This window comes from Bacillus sp. N447-1 (genome assembly GCF_022701035.1).
Taxonomy (GTDB): Bacteria; Bacillota; Bacilli; order Bacillales; family Bacillaceae_G; genus Bacillus_A; species Bacillus_A cereus.
Genome location: NZ_CP065509.1, coordinates 2,635,729 through 2,659,768, shown reverse-complemented (window position 1 = coordinate 2,659,768; position 24,040 = coordinate 2,635,729). Strand labels below are relative to the sequence as shown.

The following is a 24,040-nucleotide window of genomic DNA, read 5'->3' as shown; positions in this document are numbered from 1 at the left end:
ATTTTTCGTAAAATTAAAAGTTTGAATTTAGGAGGTATTGCTCAAACCTAAATTCAAACTTTAGTGAATTAATTAATGGATATTACGTCTAGTTTTCGCTAATGACGGTATTTAAAAGTTCGGCAGGATTACCTGTTCCTGCACCGCCAATTGTAATAGATCCACCAGGAGGAATTTCACCATTCCATCCTGCATTCGTAATTACATAATGATTATTTGTTTTACTACTAATTTTAGAATCCCAAACTTGTGTTAAATTACCGCTATAATCAAATTCTAATTTCCAATTTTTAATAGGAGTCGTTCCATTATTTTTGATTATAATCGAGAAGTTATAACCGCTGCCCCAATTCGAAGTGACTGAAAATGTAGCAGTACCATTTCCATCAGGAGGTGTCGTATTAGCTTCATCCGTTTTGACAGTAAGAGCGGTAGGTTGTGGTTTATTTCCAGCAGCATCTTTGGCAATTATTGAAAATGTGTATTCCGTATTAGGTTTTAAGTTTTTAATTGTAATGCTATTTGTTGTTGTACTCCATTTCTCTTCTCCAGCAGTAATTTCATATTCCGTAACTCCTACGTTATCAGTAGATGCAGTCCAGTTTAATTGAACTGAGTTTGAATTTTTATTCGTAACTACAATATTTTTAACATTCGTTGGTGGCTCAGTATCTTTTTGACTAATAGGTCCACCAAGTAATTCTTTTACTAGCGTATCAAGTAATTTTGGACCACTACAACTATATTTTGGACTTGTACGGCAATCCCCGCTTAGTTCCCAAAACATTGCTCCACTTAAACCTTTCGTCTTTATATAGTCTGTTTTGTATTTCATAGATTCATTGTCATCGTAGCTAATAAATGTGCCTGTAGTTGCATTATATAAATAAGGTACTTTAGCTGTGTCATTCCAGTAGCGTACAAAACCATTTTTATTAACGTAATTGGCTGCTAAATCACCGTAATCATACACACCTGTGTCACCGGTAGAATAATCATCCCAAGTACCTTTAGAAGCAAGTTTCCCATCACTACCTGGTTTGCAAGGTTGATATTGTCCGTTATTTTCTTTGCCACAACTTTTCCAGCCACGTCCGTAAAAGGGTACGCCTAATACTAGTTTATCGACTGGAACACCTTCATTTGTATAAACATTTATAGCACCATCTACGTAAAAATTCGTATTTGCTGCTGGGTCATTTGGATCCTTATATAGAGCTGCATTATGATTAGAAGTAGCTTCCCATCCGCCGTGGAAATCATATGTCATAATATTAATCCAATCGAGTATTTGAGAAATTTTCTTTAGCTCTGTATGATCAGCGTAGCGTTGGCTTGCGCCTGAAGCGATTGTTAGTAAATATTGTTTGCCATCTTCAGTACCTGCTTTATTCAAAGCATTTCGGACATCTTGAAGAAGGAGAGTGAAATTTTGTTTATCTTCAGGACGATAACTACCACCAGGAATCGTTTCAACGCCCGGATATTCCCAGTCTAAATCTACGCCATCAAACCCATATGCGCGAAGAAAAGCTACTGTAGATTCAGCAAATACTTTTCTTGTTTTTTCATCAGCGGCCATATCAGAAAAGCGGTTAGACCAAGTCCAGCCACCAACGGAAATAATTGTTTTTAAGTGAGGATATTTAGCTTTTAATCGTTTTAGTTCCCCGAAATTTCCGCAACGGGCATATTTATCGCAATCTTCCCAAGTTGTCCCTGAGCCAGGATACGATTTGGTAACATCAGCCCATGGTTCACCGAGTACGAGAGTACCATTAGGAACCTCTTTATTTTGCAATGGTACACCAGATTCTTTACAGTTCCACGTTTGTTTATTTGGATTATCAGGATGAGTAGAAGGGTTTCCATGTTTTCCATTCCAACAAATATCCGCGAAAGCATAGTTAAGGTGAGTAAGCTTTGATGCATCAATGTCAGCAACTTGATAATTACGTCCGTAAACGCCCCACGAAGGAAAGTACCCAACAATTTTTTGACTTTGCTTTGGTGAATCTGCTAATGCGAGATTTGGAGTAATAAAATTTGTGAGAAAAAGAGGTAAGAAAAGTAGTAGAGATAGTAATAGCAGTGTGAATTTTTGAGACCTCATAGCCATTTCTCCTTTCAAAATAAAAGATATATTTAAAGGCATACGCCAATAAACCAAAATGAATCTAGACGTATGAAACGTCTAGATAAAATGATCAGACATCACGAAGTCTATACAAGGGAGCTGGGGGTGATTAAATCGTAACAAATGTAAGATTTAGTGTAAACGCTTTATTAAGTTGAAAAAGACTTTCTCAATACAAAAAGGCTTGAATACAAACTATATATGAAAACGAAAGATTGGTATGGGAAGAAAAAGCTCATTATAAATAAATTTGAGAAAAAATTGTATGGAGCCAATTATTAAAGACGTAGAAAGATAAGGAAATATCATGTAAAATAATAGTAAAAATATGTAAAGGAGGGAATAGTGTGGATGTGTTTTTGAACATTGCTGAAGAAAAAATTCGACAAGCAATACGGAATGGTGATCTTGATTATCTTCCGGGAAAAGGAAAACCACTACAATTAGAAGATCTTTCAATGGTACCTCCAGAACTTAGAATGAGTTATAAAATTTTAAAAAATGCGGGAATGATTCCACCAGAAATGGAACTACAAAAAGATATATTAAAAATAGAGGATTTAATTGCTTGCTGTTATGATGAAGAAGAGAGAAAGAAATTACGAGAAGAGTTAACAGCAAAAACTCTTCGTTTTCAGCAGGTAATGGAAAAGAGAAAGATTAAAGATAGTTCAGCTTTTCGTATGTATCAAGGCAAATTATTTCGTAAATTACGCTAAGAGGGATAAGATGACTACATTTAAAACGATAGAAGAATTAGCGAACTATATCGAAGAACAACAATTGGTACTTCTGTTTATTAAAACGGAAAATTGTGGTGTTTGTGATGTTATGCTAAGAAAAGTAAATTGCGTATTAGAGAATTATGATTACGTAGAGAAAATAGAAATATTACTACAAGACATGCAAGAGATTGCGGGGCGATATGGAGTATTTACAGGGCCAACAATTTTATTATTTCATAATGGAAAAGAAATTCTTCGTGAATCACGCTTCATTTCACTTGAAAATCTAGAGAGAATCATTCAATTATTCGAGGAATAGGGGAGGCTTTTATATGGGATTTATTATTGTCATACTATTATTTGTTGTAGTTGGAATAATCGTAACAGCAGTTCGATCGAACAAAAAGAAGGTGAACTTGGCGAAACAAAATAACATACATAATTCATCTAACAGCTCATCACCATTATTTTTCTTTGCTGGATCGGATAATGATAGCTCGCATGATGGCGGTTCACATGATTGTGGAGGCTCTTTTGGGGGAGATAGCGGAGGAAGCTGCGGTGGCGGTGGGGATTGATGAAAATGCGCCTTATATAGGCGTATTTCTTTTTAAACAAACGTTTGATTAGTCGGCTTACATATACATAAACACAGTTAAACAAACGTTTGATTAATATTTTTAACATACTAAGGGGAATGGAAATGAAAAGGGAACCGAAAGTGAAAAATAAGGGGAAAGTAGTGTTATTTTTATTAGCTGCGGGAGGCGTATTTCTTGTTAAATTAGCATTTAAATTTGGAACAATACATATGATTCGAACTTGGTTTGAAAGTACGTTTTCTTAAATAAGGAATATAGCCTCTTGCGATAGAGGTTTTTGATTTGTTATCATTAGACTGAACGGTCGGTTTAAAGAGGTGCGAATATGAGAAGAAGCGCAGAAGAGATAAAGAAAGAAATTGCATACAAAGCAGAAAGTCTATTTTCACAGAAGGGCTACGCAGCTACATCTATGGAAGAGATTTGTGAAATTACAGAGCGAAGTAAAGGAAGTATTTATTATCACTTTAAAAGTAAAGAAGAATTATTTTTATTTGTAGTGAAACAGCATACGTATGATTGGCTTGAAAAATGGAATGAAAAAGAGAAGTTGTATAGCACTAGTACTGAAAAACTATATGGTCTCGCGGAATATCATGTAGAGGACATACAGCAACCAATTTCAAATGCCATAGAGGAATTCTCTATGAGTCAAGTTGTAAGTAAAGAGATTTTGGAGGAACTATTAGCTTTAACTAGAGAATCATATGTTATGTTTGAGAAATTAATTGAAGCAGGTATACAGTCTGGAGAGTTCCGTGAAGATAATACTCGTGATCTTATGTATATTGTGAATGGATTATTATCAGGGCTTGGAGTACTTTACTACGAGCTAGATTATAAAGAGTTGAAGCGTATTTATAAAAAGGCAATAGATGTATTGTTAAAAGGAATGGCAGCTGAATAATAGGTCAGTTGCTTTTCTTACAAAATAAATTAGACTGAACGGTCGGTTTGTGAAAGGGGAATGAAAATGAACGCTTTATTTAAAAACCGAGCATTTATGCTCGTTATGGCGTCTGATATTTTACAACAATTTGCAATTTGGATCAGAAATATGGCTCTTTTGTATTTTATAATGGAGCGAACGAATAATGATCCGGTTTCTGTTTCTTTGTTATCAGTTATGGAATATGCACCTATTTTTATTTTCTCGTTTATCGGTGGTGCGCTAGCTGATCGCTGGAATCCGAAAAGAACAATGGTCGCTGGAGATGTGTTGAGTGTACTGTCTATTATAGGAATTGTCCTGTTGTTAAAGCTGGATTATTGGCAGGCTATATTTTTTGCAACACTCATTTCCGCGATTGTAGGTCAGTTTTCTCAGCCCTCATCTTCGCGTATATTTAAGCGCTATGTAAAAGAAGAAGAGATAGCAAATGCGATTGCATTTAACCAAACATTACAGTCATTATTTCTAATTTTTGGACCAGTGGTAGGATCGCTTGTGTATACACAACTTGGTTTATTTACGTCACTATATAGCTTAATCATTTTATTTTTGTTATCTGCTATCGCCCTTTCATTTTTACCAAAATGGGTTGAAAAAGAGCAAGTGGCGAGAGATTCATTAAAAAATGATATAAAAGAAGGTTGGAAGTATGTTCTTCATACGAAAAATTTACGTATGATTACGATCACTTTCACCATTATAGGCTTAGCTGTTGGATTAACAACTCCATTAGAGGTGTTTCTTGTAATAGAACGCCTTGGAATGGAAAAGGAAGCAGTTCAATATTTAGCTGCAGCTGATGGAATAGGTATGTTAATTGGTGGTATTGTTGCTGCAATTTTTGCTTCAAAAGTGAATCCGAAAAAAATGTTTGTATTCGGTATGGGCATATTAGCAATGTCATTTTTAGTAGAAGGGCTATCTACATCATTTTGGATTACTAGTTTCATGAGGTTTGGAACAGGTATTTGTTTAGCTTGTGTTAATATTGTTGTCGGTACGCTTATGATTCAACTTGTACCAGAAAATATGGTTGGAAGAGTAAATGGGACGATTTTACCACTGTTTATGGGGGCAATGCTAATTGGAACTTCACTAGCTGGAGGATTAAAGGAACTAACTTCACTAGTTACTGTGTTTTGTATAGCAATGGCACTTATTTTATTAGCGATAGGGCCAGTTCTACGTATGCAAATAAAAAAAGAAGATGTTGCTAATAAAGAGGCACTAACAAATTCGTTAGCTTCGAAATAACTATTGTAAGGGAGCAATATTGCTCCCTTTTTCTTTGAGAAACTTTTGACAACTATATGAGCCAATTATATACTGATGTTGTAAAAACGATTTTACAGGTTAGGAGCAATGGTGTGAAAAATCAAATCTATGAATTACGCACTGAAAATAATATTTCACAAGGCGCATTAGCTGATAAATGTAAGGTTTCTAGACAAACGATAAATGCAATTGAGAATAATAAATATGATCCAAGTTTAGCGTTAGCATTCCGTTTAGCTGAAGTATTAGGAACAACTGTTGATAAATTATTTTTGTACAAGCAGTAGAGTCGTTCATTATAAGTCGCACCTTTAAAAATAAAAAAGATCCTCTTCTTATGAGAAGAGGATCTTTTCTTATAGCGTTTTAGTCTTTGGACTAGGTGGTGTAACGGATGTATTATTTTCTGGAACTCTAGTTAGTAAAAATCCTCCGATAATAAACAGAACAATAATACTAAGAACACCAGCGTTTGTTTTTCCTGTTAATTGGGTTGTAACACCGACTAATACCGGACCCATAATTGCGGCAAACTTGCCAAATATATTATAAAATCCGAAGAATTCATTAGCAGATTCTTTAGGTACTAGTTTTGCAAAGTATGAACGACTTAGTGCTTGAATACCACCTTGAGATGTAGCAACTAACATTGCTAAAATCCAAAAATCAAGTGTCGTTTTTAAAAAATAAGCATATGTGCAAATAATGATATAAATAATGATACCGACATATAACATTTTTTTACCAGTAAATGTTTCAGATAATTTTCCGTATAGTAAAGCAAATGGACAAGCGACAATTTGTGTTACAAATAATATAATTAATAGATTCGTTGCACTAATACCGAGATCGGTTCCGTAAGCGGTAGACATAGTAATAATTGTGTCGACTCCGTCAATATAGAAAAAGTAAGCGATTAGAAACATAAATACAGTTTTATATTCTTTAATATTTTTAAAAGTATCAGCAAGACGTTTGAAGCTCATTCTAATAGGTCTTGGATGACGCTCAATATAGTGTGTTTGCTCTACGTTTTTTAGCATTGGAATTGTAAATAATCCCCACCAAAGAGCTGTTATTGCAAAGGAAATTTGACTAGCAATGCCGACCGATAAGGGAATAGTTCCTTTTTGGGAAAGAATAATAAGAGCGATACAACCGATAAAAGGAATTGTACTCCCGATATAACCTAATGCAAATCCTCTTGTAGAAATTCGGTCCATTCTATCTTCAGAAGTGACGTCTACTAAAAATGCATCATAGAAAATATTTGCTCCAGCAAAGCCGATTAAGGCGAGCATATAGCACCCTAGCAATAAGTACCACTGAGAGGTTGGAACGACTGCTAACATACTTGTAAATACGATACCGAGTCCAAAGAAGAATGTGAAAAAACGTTTTTTAAATCCTTTATAATCAGCAACTGTGCCAAGAATAGGAGCAAGTATAGAAATTAAAAGTGTTGCGAATGAGTTTGCATATCCCCAATATGCTGTTGAAGTTGCCCCAGATAGTCCAGCTTCTTTTGCAGCTGCTTTAAAGTAAATTGGAAATAATGCAGTTGTAATGACGAGCGAGTATACGGAGTTCGCCCAATCGTATAATATCCAGCTTTTTTCTTGTCTGGACATTTTTTTCATATAATGTTCCCCCTTAAATTTGTTTTACTAACAGTGTACAAAAATAAAAATTATAAAAAGAGAAACAGTGATGAAATTTACATAACTTTTACATATATACACTGTTCTTTACAATTGGAGTAAATCCTCTACAATTGCTCCGTCTGTTTCACCTAAGTGTAAACCGAGTAGTCTAGCGATAGTTGGACCTTCATCAATAAGTCTCATATACGGGACGGTAACGCCACTTTTTATTCCTTTCCCAGCAGCGATAAAAATTGTTTCATAGTTAGGTTTTGTTGGAGAGTATCCATGCGTACCAAATGTATATTTTTTACTAGGCGTAACATCTTTTGCAGTAATTTCTTTTATAAAATCTCCTGTATAGTTTTCAGTGAAATAATACCCTTCTCGTGCTTCTAACATGAATAAACAATTACCGTCTGCACCGCAGTCTTTCGCAGCTTCATCATGAAGTATAAATTCAATTCCGTTTTGTTTATTTTGAAGTAGCTCTTCAAGGAGTAGTTGTACCTCCCGAATTGTATCCGTATCATTTTTGTCCTTTACATATACATAGGCAGAGCCGTCGCAACTTTGGCAATAGGCTTTCCAGTCTACTAATTTTCTTTTTTTATTAAGAGATATAAGTCCTCTTTGATGGAATAGCACATTTAATTGTATGGATTTGTTTTCACTTAAAGCGCTATGATCACCAAGGGCAATAATTGTACTTTCTTCGTATAAGTCACTTTCTTTTAGTGCTTGAATAATTTTCCCTAGACGTTCGTCGTGTCTCTGGATAGCAGCTATTGTTTCGTTAGATTCAAAGCCGTGATAGTGTCTTTGTGTGTCTAGATCGGTGAAATGTACGAACATGATATTAGGCTTTTTCGTCTGGATTGTATGCACAGCAGAGGCGAGGACGAAATCATCCAGCTCTGGTTGTGATAAACCATTTCTTATATGGCCGAAACGACGATTTAAATCTAATTGGTATAGTGGGCTACCGCTAAATAAGGAAACTAACACTTGATTTTGCCAAGGTCTATTTGGAAAAATTTCTGGTAAATTGTAATCGATGTTCGCTCTTCCAGTAACAGGCCATAGAAGGGCAGCTGTCGTTAAATTTGCTTTGCGCGCTTCATCATACAATGTTGTTCCTTTTATTGATTTTCGGTACCAATGCCAATCAGGTGATTCACGCCCTGGTTGAAGTAACGTATTGCTAACAACACCGTGCTTGTTAGGGTAATTACCGGTTACGATTGTTGAGTGGCTTGGATATGTTACAGAAGGATAAATTGGTTCTACTTTTTCGACAACCGTGCCCTTTTTTATTAGAGATTGGAAATGAGGTAGTTTTTGTAGTATAGGAAAATCTAAAGCTGATAAACAGTCGAATGATAAAATAATGACATGGTTTGTTAATGCTTTATCCATAAAGTTCCCTCCTGATTATATAAAACCTATTCTTATATATTACTATTAATACCTAGTAATAAAAATATATTTTTATGTGAAAATTTATTATTTATTTTCAGAAAAATTAAACATATAATTAAGTATAAGGGAATCTATGGAAGGAGGAAACACTATGGATTGGTTAGATGGATTTGGTATCTTTTACATCATTGGCGGAATCACGATTATCCTTGTATTTGCTATTTCATATTTACTAAAGAAACGGTTTCCAGACAAACAGTTCGATATTATATTTGCACTTAGTTTAATACTTCTTTGCTTAGCGTCCTTTCCCGTTACAATGATTGTTATTGGTGGGTGGGAAGGAATGGGATATGGATTTATTGGTTTCTTCGTCCTACTTGGTACACTTATCGGTATGATTGCACATCAACTTGTGAAAATTACGCGGAAAAGCTACGTATAAAACTGCAAAAAATGAAAAGAATATATAAAAATAAGAAAATTAGCTATTGTTTTAAAAAAGAATTTGTATTATGATAATCAACAAATTTATTTCGTTATAACGATGAAAAAGGACTAGTACATGTTCAACCTTTTTAGCAGAGAGAGAATCCGTCAGGCTGAAAGATTCTTAAAAAGGCAATATGGAACCTGCCTTTGAGTTCTGCATATGCAGCGGGAATTTCCCGTTATCAAAAAGAGAGCATGCGCAATTTTTGTGCATGAATCAGGGTGGTAACGCCGACAAAGCTCGGTCCCTATTTAGGGACGCGGGCTTTTTTGTATTTTCTAGAAGGAGGAAGACTGACTATGGCAAAAGAACAAGTGCAAGCCATTACGAAGATGGAAGAGGACTTTGCGCAGTGGTATACCGATATTGTAAAAAAAGCCGAACTTGTTGATTATTCAAGTGTAAAAGGATGCATGATTTTACGTCCGTATGGTTATGCCTTATGGGAGAATATGCAGAAGGTGATGGATGAGAAGTTAAAAGAAACTGGCCATGAAAATGTATATATGCCAATGTTTATCCCAGAGAGTTTATTGCAAAAAGAGAAGGATCATGTTGAAGGATTTGCTCCTGAAGTAGCATGGGTTACGCATGGTGGAGATGAAAAGTTAGCGGAAAGACTTTGTGTACGTCCTACATCTGAAACTTTATTCTGTGAGCACTTTTCAAAAATTGTGCAATCCTATAATGATTTGCCAAAGTTATATAATCAGTGGTGTTCAGTAGTTCGTTGGGAGAAGACAACTAGGCCGTTCCTTCGTACGACTGAATTTTTATGGCAAGAGGGTCATACAATCCATGAAACGGCAGAAGAATCGCAGGCTGAAACATTAAATATTTTAAACTTATATGCTTCTTTCTGTGAGGATTATTTAGCAATACCAGTTATTAAAGGACAAAAAACAGAAAAAGAGAAGTTTGCTGGAGCAAAGGCAACTTATACAATTGAAAGTTTAATGCATGATGGAAAAGCACTTCAAACAGGAACCTCTCATAACTTTGGGACGAATTTCTCAGAAGCATTTGATATTAAGTTTTTAGATCGTAACGGTAAGTGGCAATATGTGCACCAAACATCTTGGGGTGTATCAACAAGAATGATAGGCGGGCTAATAATGGTTCATAGTGATAATAATGGACTTGTAATGCCACCAAAAGTCGCTCCAGTGCAAGTTGTTATTGTACCAATTGCTCAGCATAAAGAAGGAGTTTTAGCAAAAGCAACAGAGTTACAAGCACATATTCAAAAGGTTGCACGAGTAAAAATAGATGCTAGTAATAAAACACCAGGCTGGAAATTTAATGAGTATGAAATGAAGGGGATTCCAATTCGATTAGAAGTTGGCCCTAAAGATATTGAAAAGAATCAAGTTGTACTTGTAAGAAGAGATACGAAGGAAAAAGAGTTTGTACCAATGGATCAATTAGAAGAACGTATTCCAGCATTACTTGAAGAAATTCATATTGCTTTATTTAATAAAGCAAAAGCATTTCGCGATGAGAATACGTATGTTGCGACAAATTTCGAAGAGATGAAAAAAATAGCTGATGAAAAGCAAGGCTTTATTAAGGCAATGTGGTGCGGGGAATTAGCTTGTGAAGAAAAACTAAAAGAAGAATTTGGCGTATCTTCACGTTGTATGCCTTTTGAGCAAGAGCATTTAGCTGAAGAATGTATTTGTTGTGGTAAAGAAGCTAAACAAATGGTGTATTGGGGAAAAGCGTATTAATACTTTTTCTGATAGGTGATAAAAGGACTTTGGGCTGCATAATAAAATGTAATCCAAAGTCCTTTTTAGTTTTATACAGTATTTCATGTACTTTTTAGATGGAAGGATGTTGTTCTTATTTTACGTTTTTACGACGAATAAACAGTAACATACCAATTAGGAATGTTGAAAGCCCCATTAAAATAGATATAGGGTAATGCGTTGCAGTATTAGGTAATTTATCACCTTGTTTTTTCGTATTATCTTTTACATTACCCCCTTGAGAACCGTTGCCCTCCTGAGAATTGCTATCGCCTTTAACACGATTGCCACCTTGAGAGCCATTACCCCCTTGAGAACTGCTATCACCTTTAACACGATTGCCGCCTTGAGAGCCATTGCCGCCAGAACCGTTACCACCAGAACCGTTACCGCCAGAACCATTGCCACCAGAACCGTTACCGCCAGAACCATTGCCACTAGAGCCATTGCCGCCAGAACCGTTACCGCCAGAACCATTGCCACCAGAGCCGTTGCCACCAGAACCATTGCCACCGGAACCGCTGCCGTCAGAGCCACTACCACCAGAACCGTTACCGCCAGAACCGTTACCGCCAGAACCGTTGTCACCAGAGCCATTGCCGCCAGAGCCGTTGCCACCAGAACCATTGCCACCGGAACCGCTGCCGTCAGAGCCACTACCACCAGAACCGTTACCGCCAGAACCATTGTCACCAGAACCGTTACCGCCGGAACCATTGCCACCAGAGCCACTGCCACCAGAACCGTTACCGCCGGAACCATTGCCACCAGAACCGTTACCGCCAGAACCATTGTCACCAGAACCAGTATCGTCCTGAGAACCGTTATTTCCTGGAGGTATATTATTATCCTTTGAGTTTCCTTCTGCAAAATGATCGCTATTTTGTACAATGGCGTTTGTTAATGGTTGGAAATTTTCAGTTGTAGCATTACCGATATTTAAACCGCTAAAAAAAGATAAAGAGAGTGTTGATGCTAAAATGAAGATTTTCGTCATGGTTTTCCTCCTAAGAAATTAATGTTCCATCTAAAATACATCCCTTTGTAATATTTCTTAGGAAAAAGAGTTTTATGCAAAAAAAACTATATATAGAAAAAGGTGGTGTATTTGTCAAAGCAGAAAAGAGTTAATGTAGATTTCCTACAAATAGTAGAGGGGGAGAATTTACATTCATAACGGTAGAGGAAGTGGCAGCAGATGAAAGAGTATATAGCGTTTGATATTGGCGGTACGCAAATTAAGTATGGTATTGTTTCAGAAATAGGGAGAGTATTAAAGCGTCAAACAGTTGCAACAGAAATTCATTTAGGCGGAGAACAAATTATTCAAAAACTTATATATGTATCCAAAAAAATAATGAATGAACATACTATTACCGGAATCTGTATTAGCACTGTGGGAATTGTTGATATTAATAAAGGAATTGTGACGGGAGGTGCGGATCATATTCCGGGATATAGTACTATTCCTATTATTGATAGATTGCAAGAGATATTAAAAGTTCCAGTATCGATTGACAATGATGTGAATTGTGCAGCGTTTGGAGAAAAGTGGAATGGTAGTGGAAGAGAGAAAGATAACTTTATTATGCTCACCCTTGGAACAGGGATTGGGGGAGCAATTTTTATAGATGGAAAATTGTACCGAGGACATTCATTTAGTGCTGGTGAATGGGGGAATATGTTAATAGAAGAAAAAACGTTTGAAGAGGTTGCTTCGATTTCAGGATTAATTCGACTTGTAAGCAAATATAAAGGCAAAGGCAAGTGGAATGGGAAAAGAATTTTCGAGTTGTATGATAAAGGAGATCGGGAAGTTGCTCAAGCAGTTGGGATTTTCTTTAAACATTTGGCAATCGGAATTAGTAATCTTGCTTATATTTTTAATCCAGAAACGATTATTATTGGTGGAGGAATTACCGATAGAGGAAATGAGTTTTTAAAAGAAGTAAAAGAAGAGGTCAGTAAATACTTAAATCAAGAGATTTATAATAATTGTGAGATTGAACTTGCGCAAAACGGTAATTGTGCAGGAATGATTGGTGCTATTTACCACTTCTTACATCATCATAAGTAAATTATATGAATGTTTTCATATAACTGAGAATTTATCCTTTTTATCGCTAGGTAAATAATGCTACAATATAAGAGAAGAATACAATATTTTCCGATTCGGAAAATGCTTTGTAGAAAGGGAGAAACTTCATGCCTATTATTTTAGAAAAAGGTCAAAAGATCGATTTAACGAAAGGACAACCAAAAGTAGCAAAACTACAGGTTGGCTTAGGCTGGGATCCAATTGGGCAATCAGGTGGATTTCTGTCTTCATTATTTGGAAGTAAACCAAATGTAGATTGTGATGCATCTGTTGTTATGTTAGAAGGAAATCGTTTTTTAAACAAAAATGATTTAGTTTACTTCGGAAATAAACTTTCTACTTGTGGTAGTATTATTCATTCAGGAGATAATTTAACAGGTGAAGGCGCTGGTGATGACGAAACAATTTTCGTAGAATTACATAAAGTTCCAAGCCGTATTAATCGTTTAGTATTCGTTGTAAATATTTATGACTGTGTAAATCGTCGTCAAGATTTCGGGATGATTCGTAATGCATATATTCGTATTCAAAACCCGCAAACTGGTGAAGAATTAGCACGCTATAATTTATCGGATAATTATGCTGGCAAAACAACTCTAATTGCAGGTGAAATGTATCGTCACGGAAGTGAATGGAAGTTTTCAGCAGTTGGAGAAGGCACGCAAGATAAAAACTTAAGTGAGATTGTATCACGTTATCAATAAAATAACCGAGGAGGAATTGTATATGGCATCAATTTCATTGAAAAAGGGACAAAAGGTAGACTTAACAAAAACGAATCCAGGTCTTTCGAAAGTTCTTGTAGGACTTGGTTGGGACACGAATCGTTATGACGGACAAAACGATTTCGACTTAGATGTTAGTATTTTCTTAGTAGGCGCGAATGGTAAAGTTTCAGGAGCTGAAGATTTCGTTTTCTATAATAATCCAAAAGGTGCGAATGGTGCTGTAGAGCATTTAGGAGATAACCGCACTGGTGAAGGTGAAGGCGATGACGAAGCGATTAAAGTAGATTTGAAAAATGTTCCTGCTCACATCGAACGTATTTGTTTCACAATTACAATTTATGATGGAGAAGGCCGTAGCCAAAACTTCGGACAAGTTTCTAATTCTTTCGTACGTATTCTTGATGAAGAAAAGAATGCAGAATTAATTCGTTACGATTTAGGAGAAGATTTCTCTATTGAAACAGCCGTAGTAGTAGGTGAATTATATCGTCATGCAGGTGATTGGAAATTCAATGCAATCGGAAGTGGATTCCAAGGTGGATTAGCGTCTCTATGTAATAACTTTGGTTTAGATGTAGAGTAATAGATTTGATTTATATATCCATCGGTGAAATGTATGTTTACTGATGGATATATTTTTAAAGATAAAAATATAGAGGTGAATATAGATGGTTATTCAATTACAAAAAGGCCAGAAAATCGATTTAGGTAAGACAAGCCCTGGTTTAACAAAAGCAGTAATTGGTCTTGGATGGGATATTAAATCTTATGACGGCGGAGCCGATTTCGATTTAGATGCATCTGCCTTTTTATTAGATGCAAACGGAAAATGTACGAAGGAAACTGATTTTATCTTCTATAATAATTTACAGTCTCCTTGTGGATCTGTTTTACATACAGGAGATAACCGTACAGGTGAAGGTGAAGGTGACGATGAGCAACTTGTTGTGGATTTGAAGAAAGTTCCAGCAGATGTGCACAGAATTGCTATTACAGTTACGATTTATGATGCAGAAGGCCGTAGTCAAAACTTTGGGCAAGTAGGAAATGCGTTTGTTCGTTTAGCGAATGAAGAAACGAGTGAAGAAGTTCTTCGTTTTGATTTAGGGGAAGATTTCTCCATCGAAACAGCAGTTGTCTTTTGTGAATTATACCGTCATAATGGACAGTGGAAGTTTAATGCAGTAGGAAGTGGATTCCAAGGTGGTTTAGGTGCGCTTGTAAGAGCGTATGGCTTGGATGCATAGAAAGGAAACGATATTCGTTTCCTTTTTTTGACCTTTCTATAAATCTAGCAAAGAATAGGGGATAAAGGTAAGATGAGTATTTTGCAAGGAATCCTTGATACGTATGCTCAGTTTTTCGACTTGGACATGTGGATTAAAGTGTTGCAGGATCCAGTATCTTGGGGATTAATTGGTACACTTGTTGTACTTGAAGGATTATTATCTGCTGATAACGCACTTGTGTTAGCGGTAATGGTAAAACATCTTCCGGAAGAAAAACGTAAAAAAGCATTATTCTATGGACTTATTGGAGCTTATGTGTTCCGCTTTATTGCGATTGGAATCGGAATGTTCTTAATTAAATTATGGTGGGTAAAAGTGTTAGGTGCACTTTACTTAGCGTGGCTTTCAGTTAAATACTTCATTGATAAAAGAAAAGGTAATGCAGAAGAAGAGGAAGCTCATGGTATGAACCAAAACAGTATTCTCTTCAGAATGTTTGGTGTCTTCTGGGGAACAGTTGCGATGGTTGAATTAATGGATATCGCATTCTCTGTAGATAGCGTACTTGCTGCATTTGGTGTATCAAATGAAGTTTGGATTCTATTATTAGGTGGAATGCTCGGTATTTTAATGATGCGCGGTATCGCTGGTGTATTCTTAAAATTATTAGAGCGTATTCCAGAACTTGAAACGACAGCATATATTTTAATTTTAATTATTGCAGCAAAAATGTTACTGTCTGTTATTCATATTGAAGTAAGTCATACATTGTTCTTCATTATTTTAGTTGTAGCATTTGGAGCAACATTTATACTTCACTACATGAAGAATTCTGGACAAGCTAGAGAAGAAGTTGCAGCTACTAAAGAAGACAATAAATAATTGAAATGGGTTTGCTCGTTTTGCGAGCGCCCATTTTTTATAACCAAAAATAGTTTATAATAGAAGAAGGACTTAGAAAAAACGTAAATGTTTTTGGAGGTGAACTGTTGTGTTTTCACGTTTTACACTTCAACCATATGCATTAAAAGATGAATCAGATTTAAAGCAATTTGAAACGCTTTTAGAAAAACGCCCACAATATGAGCTGACAGAGAATGAGATGAAATTTAGTTATATAGCATGTCGAATCCTTGGTGTTCCTAATGATGTAGATGAATATTTTAATGAACTGTTTGATTATAGTGAAGCGAAAGGAATCGAAGTTTTACACGAACAAAATTTAAACAAAGTGATTGATTCGGAAAAGCTTCGTCATATTCAAGAAGTGTTCGGATTACATCAAGAAGCACCAAATGGTCTGACAGTAAATAGGCTAGTTGCACACTTATCTGGGAAACAACTTTTACCGAAAGTAGACAATCCTGATTTACAGCATTACATACATACGACGTTTATTGCAGTATTGAAATTATATGAGAAACAACATAATCAGTCGTTAAAGACAGAAGGCTTCCGTCGTTTCTTAATCGACATAATTAAACTAAGCGAAAATTACGTAGCGAAGTGGTTCTCTACGATTAATTATAAGAAACAGATGCCACGTATCGTTTGGTATGGTGAGGCACAGGAAAGCCGTATATATTTCTTATATTTTCTTATTATGCTCGGTTGTGATGTGCTTTATTATCACCCCGAAGGAAAAGATGGATTTGAAAATATTGATGAAGAGGGAAGAACTTTTATTGTGTCCCATCCGGGTCGCATTTCTCTTGAACCATTCCCTGATCGCCGCCGCGAGCGTGTTGCAACAGTAGCGTATCAAGCTTCGAAAGAAATTGAACAAGTACTTCACCACGATAATTCACTATTATATAAACCGTGGCAATTCCGTTCGTATACACCTGTAGCACGTACGTTAAAAACGACATATGATGAACTCTTTTTAATTACGAAAGAAAAGGCATTTGTACGTCCAACATTCTTTGTTGAAAATAAACATATTTATATTCCTTCTTTATTTGCGAAAATATCAGGCGTTTCAAAGAATGATAAAGAATATTTTCAACGATTAAAGGCTGTTACATCATTTGATAACAGTTTATTAATTAATACATTCCCGTTTACGAAAGAGCAAAAAGCAAACTTCCAATATCATTATCGAGATGCATTGGACCGAGCTGGAAAATTACATCCTGATCTAATTATGAATAGCCATTGGTGGCCGCATAAGCGTTTACCGGAAGGTTTACAACATGGGATTGCAGAGGCGATTATCCATACGTGCGAAAGTGAAATGTGCAAACCAATTGCGAAAGAGACGAAACAAGATGTAGCGCTATATGTTTTCGCACAACTTTCTCAAATACCACCCAATATTTTAGAACAGCTTGAGAAATTTGATTATTCACAAGATGTACCGAAAATTGTTATATTTAATAATGAGAAGAGCGGAGAATTAACTCGTTCTGACGCTGTTTTATTACTATTTTTAAATCAAATTGGAGTAGATGTATTCCATTTCAATCCCACGGGCAGAAACGATATTGAACCATATGTTGAAGCGGGAGCATTTGATTCCCATTGGCTTGAAGAAGTTAATTTCGATCTTGAGTTTCATGGTTCATCAGCCTATAAAAATTTATCACAAACAATAAAAGGACTATTTCGTCCATTTTTATAAGGAAAGGGAGAATACCATATGAATAACCCAGTCGTACTAGATTCGAAAACTGAATTGAATGAGCAAACCGCACAAGATGTTCGCTTGCAACTTAGACAAGATGCAGATGTGCAACGTATTTATAACGCAGTAGATATTAAAGATCAATTGGAATTAATTGAACTTGGAAAAGAACCTTCTATGGAAATTTCACGTTTTGCTGATCAAATTTTACATACAATGTCATTATCAAAGATAGAAGATTCTGGTGAATTGTTAAAGCAACTTGGTAAAATCATGGACAGATTTGATAGTAAAGACTTTGCAGAAGAAAAAAGTGGTTTCTTCTCGCGTATGTTCAAAAAAGCGGATAAAATGATAGAACAAATCTTTAGTAAATATCAAACGATGGGCCGCGAAATTGATAAGGTTTATGTGGAAATTACGAAGTACCAAGATGAGATGAAAAAATCAATTGGAACGTTAGATGGCTTGTATGAGCAAAACTTAAAATATTATTTAGACTTAGAGAAGTACGTAGTAGCAGGAGAAATGCTATTAGAGCGTTTAAATACAGAATTAGTTCCGATGTATGAAGAGCGCGTGCGTAATAATGATCAATTAGCAGGTATTGAATTAGAGTCGCTTAAAAACTCGGTTGAAATTTTAGAGCAACGTATTGATGATTTAGAAAAAGCGCGTATGGTTGCGCTACTTACAGCGCCGCAAATTCGCATGATTCAACGTGGTAATAATAAATTAATTGGTAAAATCAATACAGCATTTATTACAACGATTCCTATCTTTAAAAATGGTATCATTCAAGCAGTAAATGCGAAACGTCAAAAGCTTGTTGCAGATTCTATGGCTGAACTTGATCGCCGTACAAATGAATTACTTAAGAAAAATGCACAAAATATCGCAACGCAAAGTGTAGAAGTAGCGAGATTATCAGGTTCTTCTAGTATTAAGATGGAAACGCTTGAGGAAACTTGGAACATTATTTCAAGAGGTATGCAAGAAACACAACAAATTGAAGAACAAAATAAACGTGAGCGTGAAGAAAGCCGCAAGCGTATGGCTACATTAACGGAGAATATCAAAAAAGAATTACAAGGATAAATGAAAAGGCAATGAGGAATATTCCTCATTGCCTTTTAGTTTTTCTTCACTAATTTAATGATTTCATTCACAACAAGCGGAATGATACTTAATAAGAGAACAAATCCCCAATCTCGCATCGTTAATGCATGTACACCGAATATATTTGCAAGGGGCGGGATGGAGATGATACAAACTTGCATAAGAACACCGATAAGGAGGGAGAAGACTAAATATTTATTTGTAAAGATCCCAATTGAAAAAATCGATTTCGTTCTTGAACGCAAGTTAAATGAATGAACGAGCTGAGAAAAACTAAGAACGACAAATGCCATCGTTTGAGCGTGTAATAGAGCATCGTCATCAATTCGCTCTGGGAAAAGAGGAAATAAATTTGTATCTCCAGTATAGAATTTTGCTCCGGCGATAAAAGCTATTAGCGTTAAAAGTCCAATGATAACTCCATTGAAAATCAGGAAAGGAACGCTGCCGCTAAATAAGCTTTCTTTTGCATGTCGTGGTTTTTCCTTCATCACATCTGGGTCTTCAGGATCAACCCCAAGTGATAATGCAGGCAGTGTATCTGTAATTAAATTCACCCACAAAATGTGAATAGGTCGTAGTGGTGTTGCCCAGCCGAGTAAAATGGCTAAAAATAAAGCGATAATTTCTCCGAAGTTACAAGAGAGTAGGAAGAGAATTGATTTTTTTATGTTGCGATAAATATTTCTACCTTCTTCAACGGCTTTCACGATAGATGAGAAATTATCATCTGTTAACACGACATCTGCTGCCCCTTTTGCAACGTCTGTTCCTGTAATGCCCATCGCTACGCCAACATCAGCTTGCTTTAAAGATGGTGCATCATTGACACCGTCACCAGTCATAGAAACGATATTTCCTTTCGCGCGTAATGCCTTTACAATTTTCACTTTATGTTCAGGAGAGACTCTAGCGAATACATTTAAATGATTAATTTTGCTAGCTAGTTCTGTATCAGAAACGTTATCTAATTCAGTTCCAATCATAATTTCCGATATTTCTTCAGCAATGCCAAGTTCTTTGGCAATTGCAAAGGCGGTATCTTTATGGTCACCAGTAATCATAACTGTGCGAATACCGGCTTTTTTACATTCTTTAATTGAATCTTTCACTTCAGTTCGTGGTGGATCAATCATACCGACAAGACCAATAAAGATAAGATTTTCTTCAAGATGATTTATATCCACATCGTTTGAATCGTATTGTTTAAATGCGAATGAAAGTACTCTTAAAGCTTCTTGAGACATTGATCCGGCAGCTTCTAATATTTGATTTTTATCAGAATCAGTTAAAATCTCGATTTTGCCGTTTTTAAAAATATGGGTACATCGAGGTAAGAGCTTATCAATAGCGCCTTTCGTCATGCTATAGTAACTTTCATTGTACATATGTACGGTTGACATCATTTTACGATCTGAATCAAAAGGTACTTCGTTAACACGTTCATGTATTTTTTCTAAATGATCTTTTTGCATGTTAAAAGTGGTTCCAGCAACGAGAAGTGCAATTTCAGTCGGGTCTCCCGTTTGTGATTCGTTATTGTAAGACGCATCATTACATAGCACCATATTTTCTAACAATAGACGTTGCGCATCATTATTTACATTTAAACTTTCTAAGCGATCATATGTGTTATCACTATAAAAGTGAGTAACGGTCATTTTATTTTGCGTTAACGTACCTGTTTTATCTGAACAAATAATTGTGACAGAACCGAGGGCTTCAACAGCTGGTAGTTTCCGAATGATAACGTTTTGTTTAATCATACGTTGCACACCAATTGCAAGAACGATGGAAACGATAGCTGGCAAGCCTTCTGGAATAGCTGCGACAGCTAAACTAATAGCAGTCATAAACATTTCTAACGTATCCCGGCCTTGTAAAAAACCGATGAGAAACATAACGATACAAATAGCTACAGCAACAAAGCCTAAATATTTTCCGACTTGTGCTAAGCTTTTTTGAAGTGGTGTCATATCATCGTCTGCTTCATGTAAAAGGGTAGCAATCTTACCAATTTGTGAGTTCATTCCAGTTTCAACAGCAACACCGACGCCTCTTCCATATGTGACAAGAGTAGACATAAAGGCCATGTTTTTTTGATCGCCGAGTGGTACTTGCTCATCACTTCGCATAGAAGGGTGGTAGATTGCATCTTTATCAACAGGGACAGATTCGCCAGTTAGAGCAGATTCTTCAACTTTTAAATTTGCGGTTTCAATAAGGCGTAAATCGCATGGGATATATCGTCCGGCGTCGAGCATAACGATATCCCCTGGAACGACGTGCTCAGATGGAATTTCTTTTAGTTCACCATTTCTCTTGACGATAGCTTTAGGTGTTGCCATCTTTTTCAATGCCTCTAAAGCTTGTTCTGCTTTCGATTCTTGGACAACACCGATAACAGCATTTAAAACTACAACAAGCGCGATAATACTGGCATCCGCCCATTCACCTACAAAGGCAGAAATAAGGGCAGCAATAATAAGGACATATACGAGGACGTCATTAATTTGGGCGAAAATACGCTGCCATAAAGTGCGTTTTTGTTTTGTAGCTAATTCATTAGAACCGTATTGCTTTAAACGTTCACTTACAATCTCATCTGTTAAACCGTTTTGTTCGTTTGTTTCTAGGTCAATCAATGTTTGATTTTTCGTCTTACTGTACCAATTGCTCATAAGTAAGCACCTCCAGTAAAAACAGTTAGCAATGGTAGTGTTGCTATTATTTGTGAGTAGTATGTATGGAGAAAAAATCTAAGGTGAGGTTCTACTTCTATTGTACAATATTTTACAGTTGGTTGAGGGAAAGAGAAGAGTTGTCATGAATTTGTTGGAAATAAAAAAGAGCCTCATAATAAGAGAGGCTTTTTTACTTTTTAATTAATGTACCTAATTCTTCTGTAATAGCTTGCATTTCACTAATGCTGAATGTTTCACGTTTCATAACATGATCATAAATGTCACGTAAATCTTCGTACATTTCTTCGTTAAAACTAGCAGCTCTCATCGCTCCAGCATTAACCATACGTAATTTTTCTTTAATAGCTTCGACCATGTATTCAACGTTTTCTTCTGACTTTACGGATAAATCCACCGAAGTGTCCCCCTTTAAAATAACATAAGGCTATCTTAACATTTTTTATCATTTTCGTTAATGAATCTTTTCAATCCCATTAAATTAGTAGGGATTTCCTTTATATTTCATAATTGGTTGTTTATACTATAAGTATATATGAAGAAATGCACCAAGAAGGGAAGAAACAAAAATATGGTTCAAGTATTGTTTGTTTGTCTTGGGAACATTTGCCGTTCTCCGATGGCAGAAGCGATTTTTCGAAATCTGGTCGTAAAAGAGGGACTTGAAGAGAAAATTGTCATTGATTCTGCAGGAACTGGAGATTGGCATGTTGGTCATCCGCCACATAAAGGAACACAAAAAATTTTAAAAGAAAATGCAGTCACTTTTGAAGGAATTAAAGCAAGGCAAGTAGAAAAAGAAGACTTAACAAAGTTTGATTATATTATTGCCATGGACAACAAGAATATAGCAGATTTAAAAAGTTTAGGTAAAACTGGAGGCTATATTGGTAGGCTGTCCGACTTTGTTCCAGACGGTGGCTGGACAGACGTTCCTGACCCTTACTATACAGGGAATTTCCAAGAAGTATATGACCTTGTAACAGAAGGGTGTGCAAAGCTATTAGCTTTCATTCGAAATGAACAAGGAATATGAGGAAGCTTAGAAAGAAATACTTTCTAACATAAGAAATGAAAGGGTGAAGGAATATGGCAAAGAAAAATAATATTGCTCGAAACATTGCGATTGGTGTAGCTGCAGGTGTAGCTGTATCCATGTTAAAGAAAGAAAACCGTGAAAAAGTAAAAAATACAGCAGAAAAAGCAAAAACAAAGATGATTGAAATTGGTGAAAATGCAAAGATCAAAGAAAAAGTGCAAACTGTTACAGATAAAGGACGCGAACTTGCTGATTTCAATGTGGTAAAAGCGAAAGTAGCAGAAATTAAAAAATTAACGCCATCTGTTGTAGAGACGTTAAAAGAAACGAAAGAAATTTTTAGTAAGAAAAAAGTTGAGCCAGAAGAAAAGCCAGAAACGATTGAAATTCAAGCTGTATCTCCAAAGGTAGATGAGCTGAAAGCAGAAGAAGAGCCAGTAGTTGCTGAAGATGGTGGTATGAAAGAAGCGCGTGAATTATTTATAAAAGACTCAAAGGCAGTGGACAAAAAAACTGAAGCGTACATTGAGTTAAAGCAAGATAAAGAAGAGAAGAAAAGCGTTTAAACATATATGAGAAAAATTTTAGAAAAGGTGAGAAGAAATCGTACTTATTCGTTTGGTAAAGATTTATATGACCGGACGATGCGCGATGATGTAGCGGGCTTGGCAGCACAGCTCGCTTATTTCTTCTTGCTTGCAATTTTTCCTGGGCTCGTTTTCTTAATTACGCTTCTTGGATTTATTCCCATTCAAACAGAGGATGTGCTTAGTTTATTAGAGGTTTATGTACCAGATGATGCAATGAACTTAATTGAGGTAAATGTAGATAAAGTTGTAAACCAGCAAAATGGTGGTTTATTATCATTTGGTTTATTATCCATGTTATGGTTTGCCTCAAATGGTGTTAATGCGGTTATGAATGCTTTTAACCGCGCTTATGACGTAAAGGAAACACGTTCTTTTATTACAACAAGAGCGTTATCAATTGTGTTTACATTAGCTATTATTTTTATGATTGTCTTTGCGTTAATTGTTCCGGTATTCGGACAAGTTATTGGAGCAGCAGTGTTTAAAGCACTCGGTTTATCAGATAGTTTTTCTTTCGTATGGAGCATTACACGATTAGTAGCGAGTTTCTTCGTACTATTTGCTTTGTTTAGTTTCTTATATACATTTGCACCAGATCGAAAGTTAAAAAGAAGAGAAGTTATTTCAGGGGCGTTATTTGCTACTGTAGGATGGATTGTGGTGTCTTACTCATTTGCTTATTATGTAGATAAGTTTGCGAATTACGCCAATACATATGGTGGTCTCGGTGGTATCATTATTTTAATGTTATGGTTTTATTTAACTGGATGGGTAATTTTACTTGGCGGTGAAATTAATGGTTTACTCCACCATTATAGAACCGGTGACAATAATTCCCGTAATGAATAATGAGTTCTTGTTCCATAATAAAAAGGAACAGGGGGGATATTTCATGAGTAATAATAAAAA

Annotated in this window: 25 protein-coding genes and 1 other annotated feature; of the genes, 19 read left to right on the top strand and 6 right to left on the bottom strand. The window is 35.9% G+C overall.

From position 1 onward, the window contains the following. Positions 1-88: 88 nt before the first annotated feature. Positions 89-2,113 (bottom strand): glycosyl hydrolase family 18 protein, encoded by a 2,025-nt coding sequence (locus IQ781_RS13420; protein ID WP_139847039.1) that lies wholly within the window; start codon positions 2,111-2,113, stop codon positions 89-91. 371 nt (positions 2,114-2,484) lie between these two features. Between IQ781_RS13420 and IQ781_RS13415 the strand changes: the two genes are divergently transcribed. The 7 genes from IQ781_RS13415 (at position 2,485) to IQ781_RS13385 (ending at position 5,978) form a co-directional block, all read left to right on the top strand. Further along, positions 2,485-2,856 (top strand): DnaJ family domain-containing protein, encoded by a 372-nt coding sequence (locus IQ781_RS13415; protein WP_000382376.1) that lies wholly within the window; start codon positions 2,485-2,487, stop codon positions 2,854-2,856. A 10-nt stretch (positions 2,857-2,866) separates the two neighbouring features. Next, positions 2,867-3,181: a thioredoxin family protein gene (locus IQ781_RS13410; RefSeq protein WP_000206514.1), complete on the top strand. Its 315-nt coding sequence runs from the start codon at positions 2,867-2,869 to the stop codon at positions 3,179-3,181. Positions 3,182-3,194: 13 nt separating this feature from the next. Beyond that, a complete protein-coding gene (locus tag IQ781_RS13405; protein ID WP_000505774.1) occupies positions 3,195-3,440 on the top strand; it encodes a hypothetical protein in 246 nt (81 codons plus the stop codon). A gap of 125 nt (positions 3,441-3,565) precedes the next feature. After that, on the top strand, positions 3,566-3,709 hold the full coding sequence (locus IQ781_RS13400; protein ID WP_000817981.1) for a hypothetical protein: 144 nt from the start codon (positions 3,566-3,568) through the stop codon (positions 3,707-3,709). 80 nt (positions 3,710-3,789) lie between these two features. Beyond that, complete coding sequence (locus tag IQ781_RS13395; RefSeq protein ID WP_001254439.1) at positions 3,790-4,371, top strand: TetR/AcrR family transcriptional regulator; 582 nt, start codon at positions 3,790-3,792, stop codon at positions 4,369-4,371. Positions 4,372-4,437: 66 nt separating this feature from the next. After that, complete coding sequence (locus IQ781_RS13390) at positions 4,438-5,670, top strand: MFS transporter (protein ID WP_000992547.1); 1,233 nt, start codon at positions 4,438-4,440, stop codon at positions 5,668-5,670. A gap of 56 nt (positions 5,671-5,726) precedes the next feature. After that, positions 5,727-5,978, top strand: coding sequence for a helix-turn-helix transcriptional regulator (locus IQ781_RS13385; RefSeq protein ID WP_002023181.1), 252 nt, complete (start codon positions 5,727-5,729; stop codon positions 5,976-5,978). A 69-nt stretch (positions 5,979-6,047) separates the two neighbouring features. Here the strand turns inward: IQ781_RS13385 and IQ781_RS13380 are convergent, their stop codons facing one another. Beyond that, entirely contained in the window at positions 6,048-7,331 is a 1,284-nt protein-coding gene (locus tag IQ781_RS13380) for an MFS transporter (RefSeq protein WP_000738812.1), read from the bottom strand. Positions 7,332-7,439: 108 nt separating this feature from the next. Beyond that, a complete protein-coding gene (locus IQ781_RS13375; protein ID WP_139847040.1) occupies positions 7,440-8,753 on the bottom strand; it encodes an alkaline phosphatase family protein in 1,314 nt (437 codons plus the stop codon). Between the two features lie 154 nt (positions 8,754-8,907). Here IQ781_RS13375 and IQ781_RS13370 point away from each other — a divergent pair, with 154 nt between their 5' ends. Further along, entirely contained in the window at positions 8,908-9,201 is a 294-nt protein-coding gene (locus tag IQ781_RS13370) for a YesK-like family protein (protein ID WP_000383850.1), read from the top strand. Between the two features lie 93 nt (positions 9,202-9,294). Beyond that, positions 9,295-9,501 (top strand) — a binding site (T-box leader). A gap of 47 nt (positions 9,502-9,548) precedes the next feature. Continuing rightward, positions 9,549-10,979, top strand: coding sequence for a proline--tRNA ligase (gene proS, locus IQ781_RS13365; RefSeq protein ID WP_001040975.1), 1,431 nt, complete (start codon positions 9,549-9,551; stop codon positions 10,977-10,979). Between the two features lie 115 nt (positions 10,980-11,094). Here the strand turns inward: proS and IQ781_RS13360 are convergent, their stop codons facing one another. Next, positions 11,095-11,997, bottom strand: coding sequence for an LPXTG cell wall anchor domain-containing protein (locus IQ781_RS13360; RefSeq protein WP_050228940.1), 903 nt, complete (start codon positions 11,995-11,997; stop codon positions 11,095-11,097). 201 nt (positions 11,998-12,198) lie between these two features. Here IQ781_RS13360 and IQ781_RS13355 point away from each other — a divergent pair, with 201 nt between their 5' ends. The 7 genes from IQ781_RS13355 (at position 12,199) to IQ781_RS13325 (ending at position 18,779) form a co-directional block, all read left to right on the top strand. After that, complete coding sequence (locus IQ781_RS13355; RefSeq protein WP_050228943.1) at positions 12,199-13,077, top strand: ROK family protein; 879 nt, start codon at positions 12,199-12,201, stop codon at positions 13,075-13,077. Positions 13,078-13,205: 128 nt separating this feature from the next. Further along, on the top strand, positions 13,206-13,802 hold the full coding sequence (locus IQ781_RS13350) for a TerD family protein (protein ID WP_001121595.1): 597 nt from the start codon (positions 13,206-13,208) through the stop codon (positions 13,800-13,802). 22 nt (positions 13,803-13,824) lie between these two features. Next, positions 13,825-14,409: a TerD family protein gene (locus IQ781_RS13345; protein WP_000146726.1), complete on the top strand. Its 585-nt coding sequence runs from the start codon at positions 13,825-13,827 to the stop codon at positions 14,407-14,409. An 85-nt stretch (positions 14,410-14,494) separates the two neighbouring features. Then, positions 14,495-15,073, top strand: a complete 579-nt coding sequence (locus IQ781_RS13340; protein WP_000236643.1) for a TerD family protein — start codon at positions 14,495-14,497, stop codon at positions 15,071-15,073. A 72-nt stretch (positions 15,074-15,145) separates the two neighbouring features. Continuing rightward, positions 15,146-15,937, top strand: coding sequence for a TerC family protein (locus IQ781_RS13335; RefSeq protein ID WP_139847043.1), 792 nt, complete (start codon positions 15,146-15,148; stop codon positions 15,935-15,937). Positions 15,938-16,046: 109 nt separating this feature from the next. Then, complete coding sequence (locus IQ781_RS13330; RefSeq protein ID WP_088053927.1) at positions 16,047-17,678, top strand: YceG family protein; 1,632 nt, start codon at positions 16,047-16,049, stop codon at positions 17,676-17,678. A gap of 18 nt (positions 17,679-17,696) precedes the next feature. Then, positions 17,697-18,779 (top strand): toxic anion resistance protein, encoded by a 1,083-nt coding sequence (locus tag IQ781_RS13325; protein WP_001064413.1) that lies wholly within the window; start codon positions 17,697-17,699, stop codon positions 18,777-18,779. A gap of 35 nt (positions 18,780-18,814) precedes the next feature. Here IQ781_RS13325 and IQ781_RS13320 read toward each other — a convergent pair whose 3' ends face one another. Both IQ781_RS13320 and IQ781_RS13315 read right to left on the bottom strand, forming a co-directional pair. Continuing rightward, entirely contained in the window at positions 18,815-21,481 is a 2,667-nt protein-coding gene (locus tag IQ781_RS13320) for a cation-translocating P-type ATPase (protein WP_139847044.1), read from the bottom strand. Between the two features lie 193 nt (positions 21,482-21,674). Then, entirely contained in the window at positions 21,675-21,899 is a 225-nt protein-coding gene (locus IQ781_RS13315) for a DUF1128 domain-containing protein (RefSeq protein ID WP_000366196.1), read from the bottom strand. A 174-nt stretch (positions 21,900-22,073) separates the two neighbouring features. Between IQ781_RS13315 and IQ781_RS13310 the strand changes: the two genes are divergently transcribed. From IQ781_RS13310 to IQ781_RS13300, 3 genes are read left to right on the top strand one after another with little or no spacing between them, the layout of a single operon-like run. Beyond that, positions 22,074-22,538 carry a low molecular weight protein-tyrosine-phosphatase gene (locus IQ781_RS13310; RefSeq protein ID WP_000250916.1) on the top strand — a complete coding sequence of 155 codons (465 nt, stop codon included), beginning with the start codon at positions 22,074-22,076 and terminating at the stop codon, positions 22,536-22,538. Positions 22,539-22,591: 53 nt separating this feature from the next. Next, positions 22,592-23,107 carry a DUF4075 domain-containing protein gene (locus IQ781_RS13305; RefSeq protein ID WP_050229126.1) on the top strand — a complete coding sequence of 172 codons (516 nt, stop codon included), beginning with the start codon at positions 22,592-22,594 and terminating at the stop codon, positions 23,105-23,107. A gap of 6 nt (positions 23,108-23,113) precedes the next feature. Further along, positions 23,114-23,980, top strand: a complete 867-nt coding sequence (locus IQ781_RS13300) for a YihY/virulence factor BrkB family protein (RefSeq protein ID WP_001226536.1) — start codon at positions 23,114-23,116, stop codon at positions 23,978-23,980. Positions 23,981-24,040: the final 60 nt, after the last annotated feature.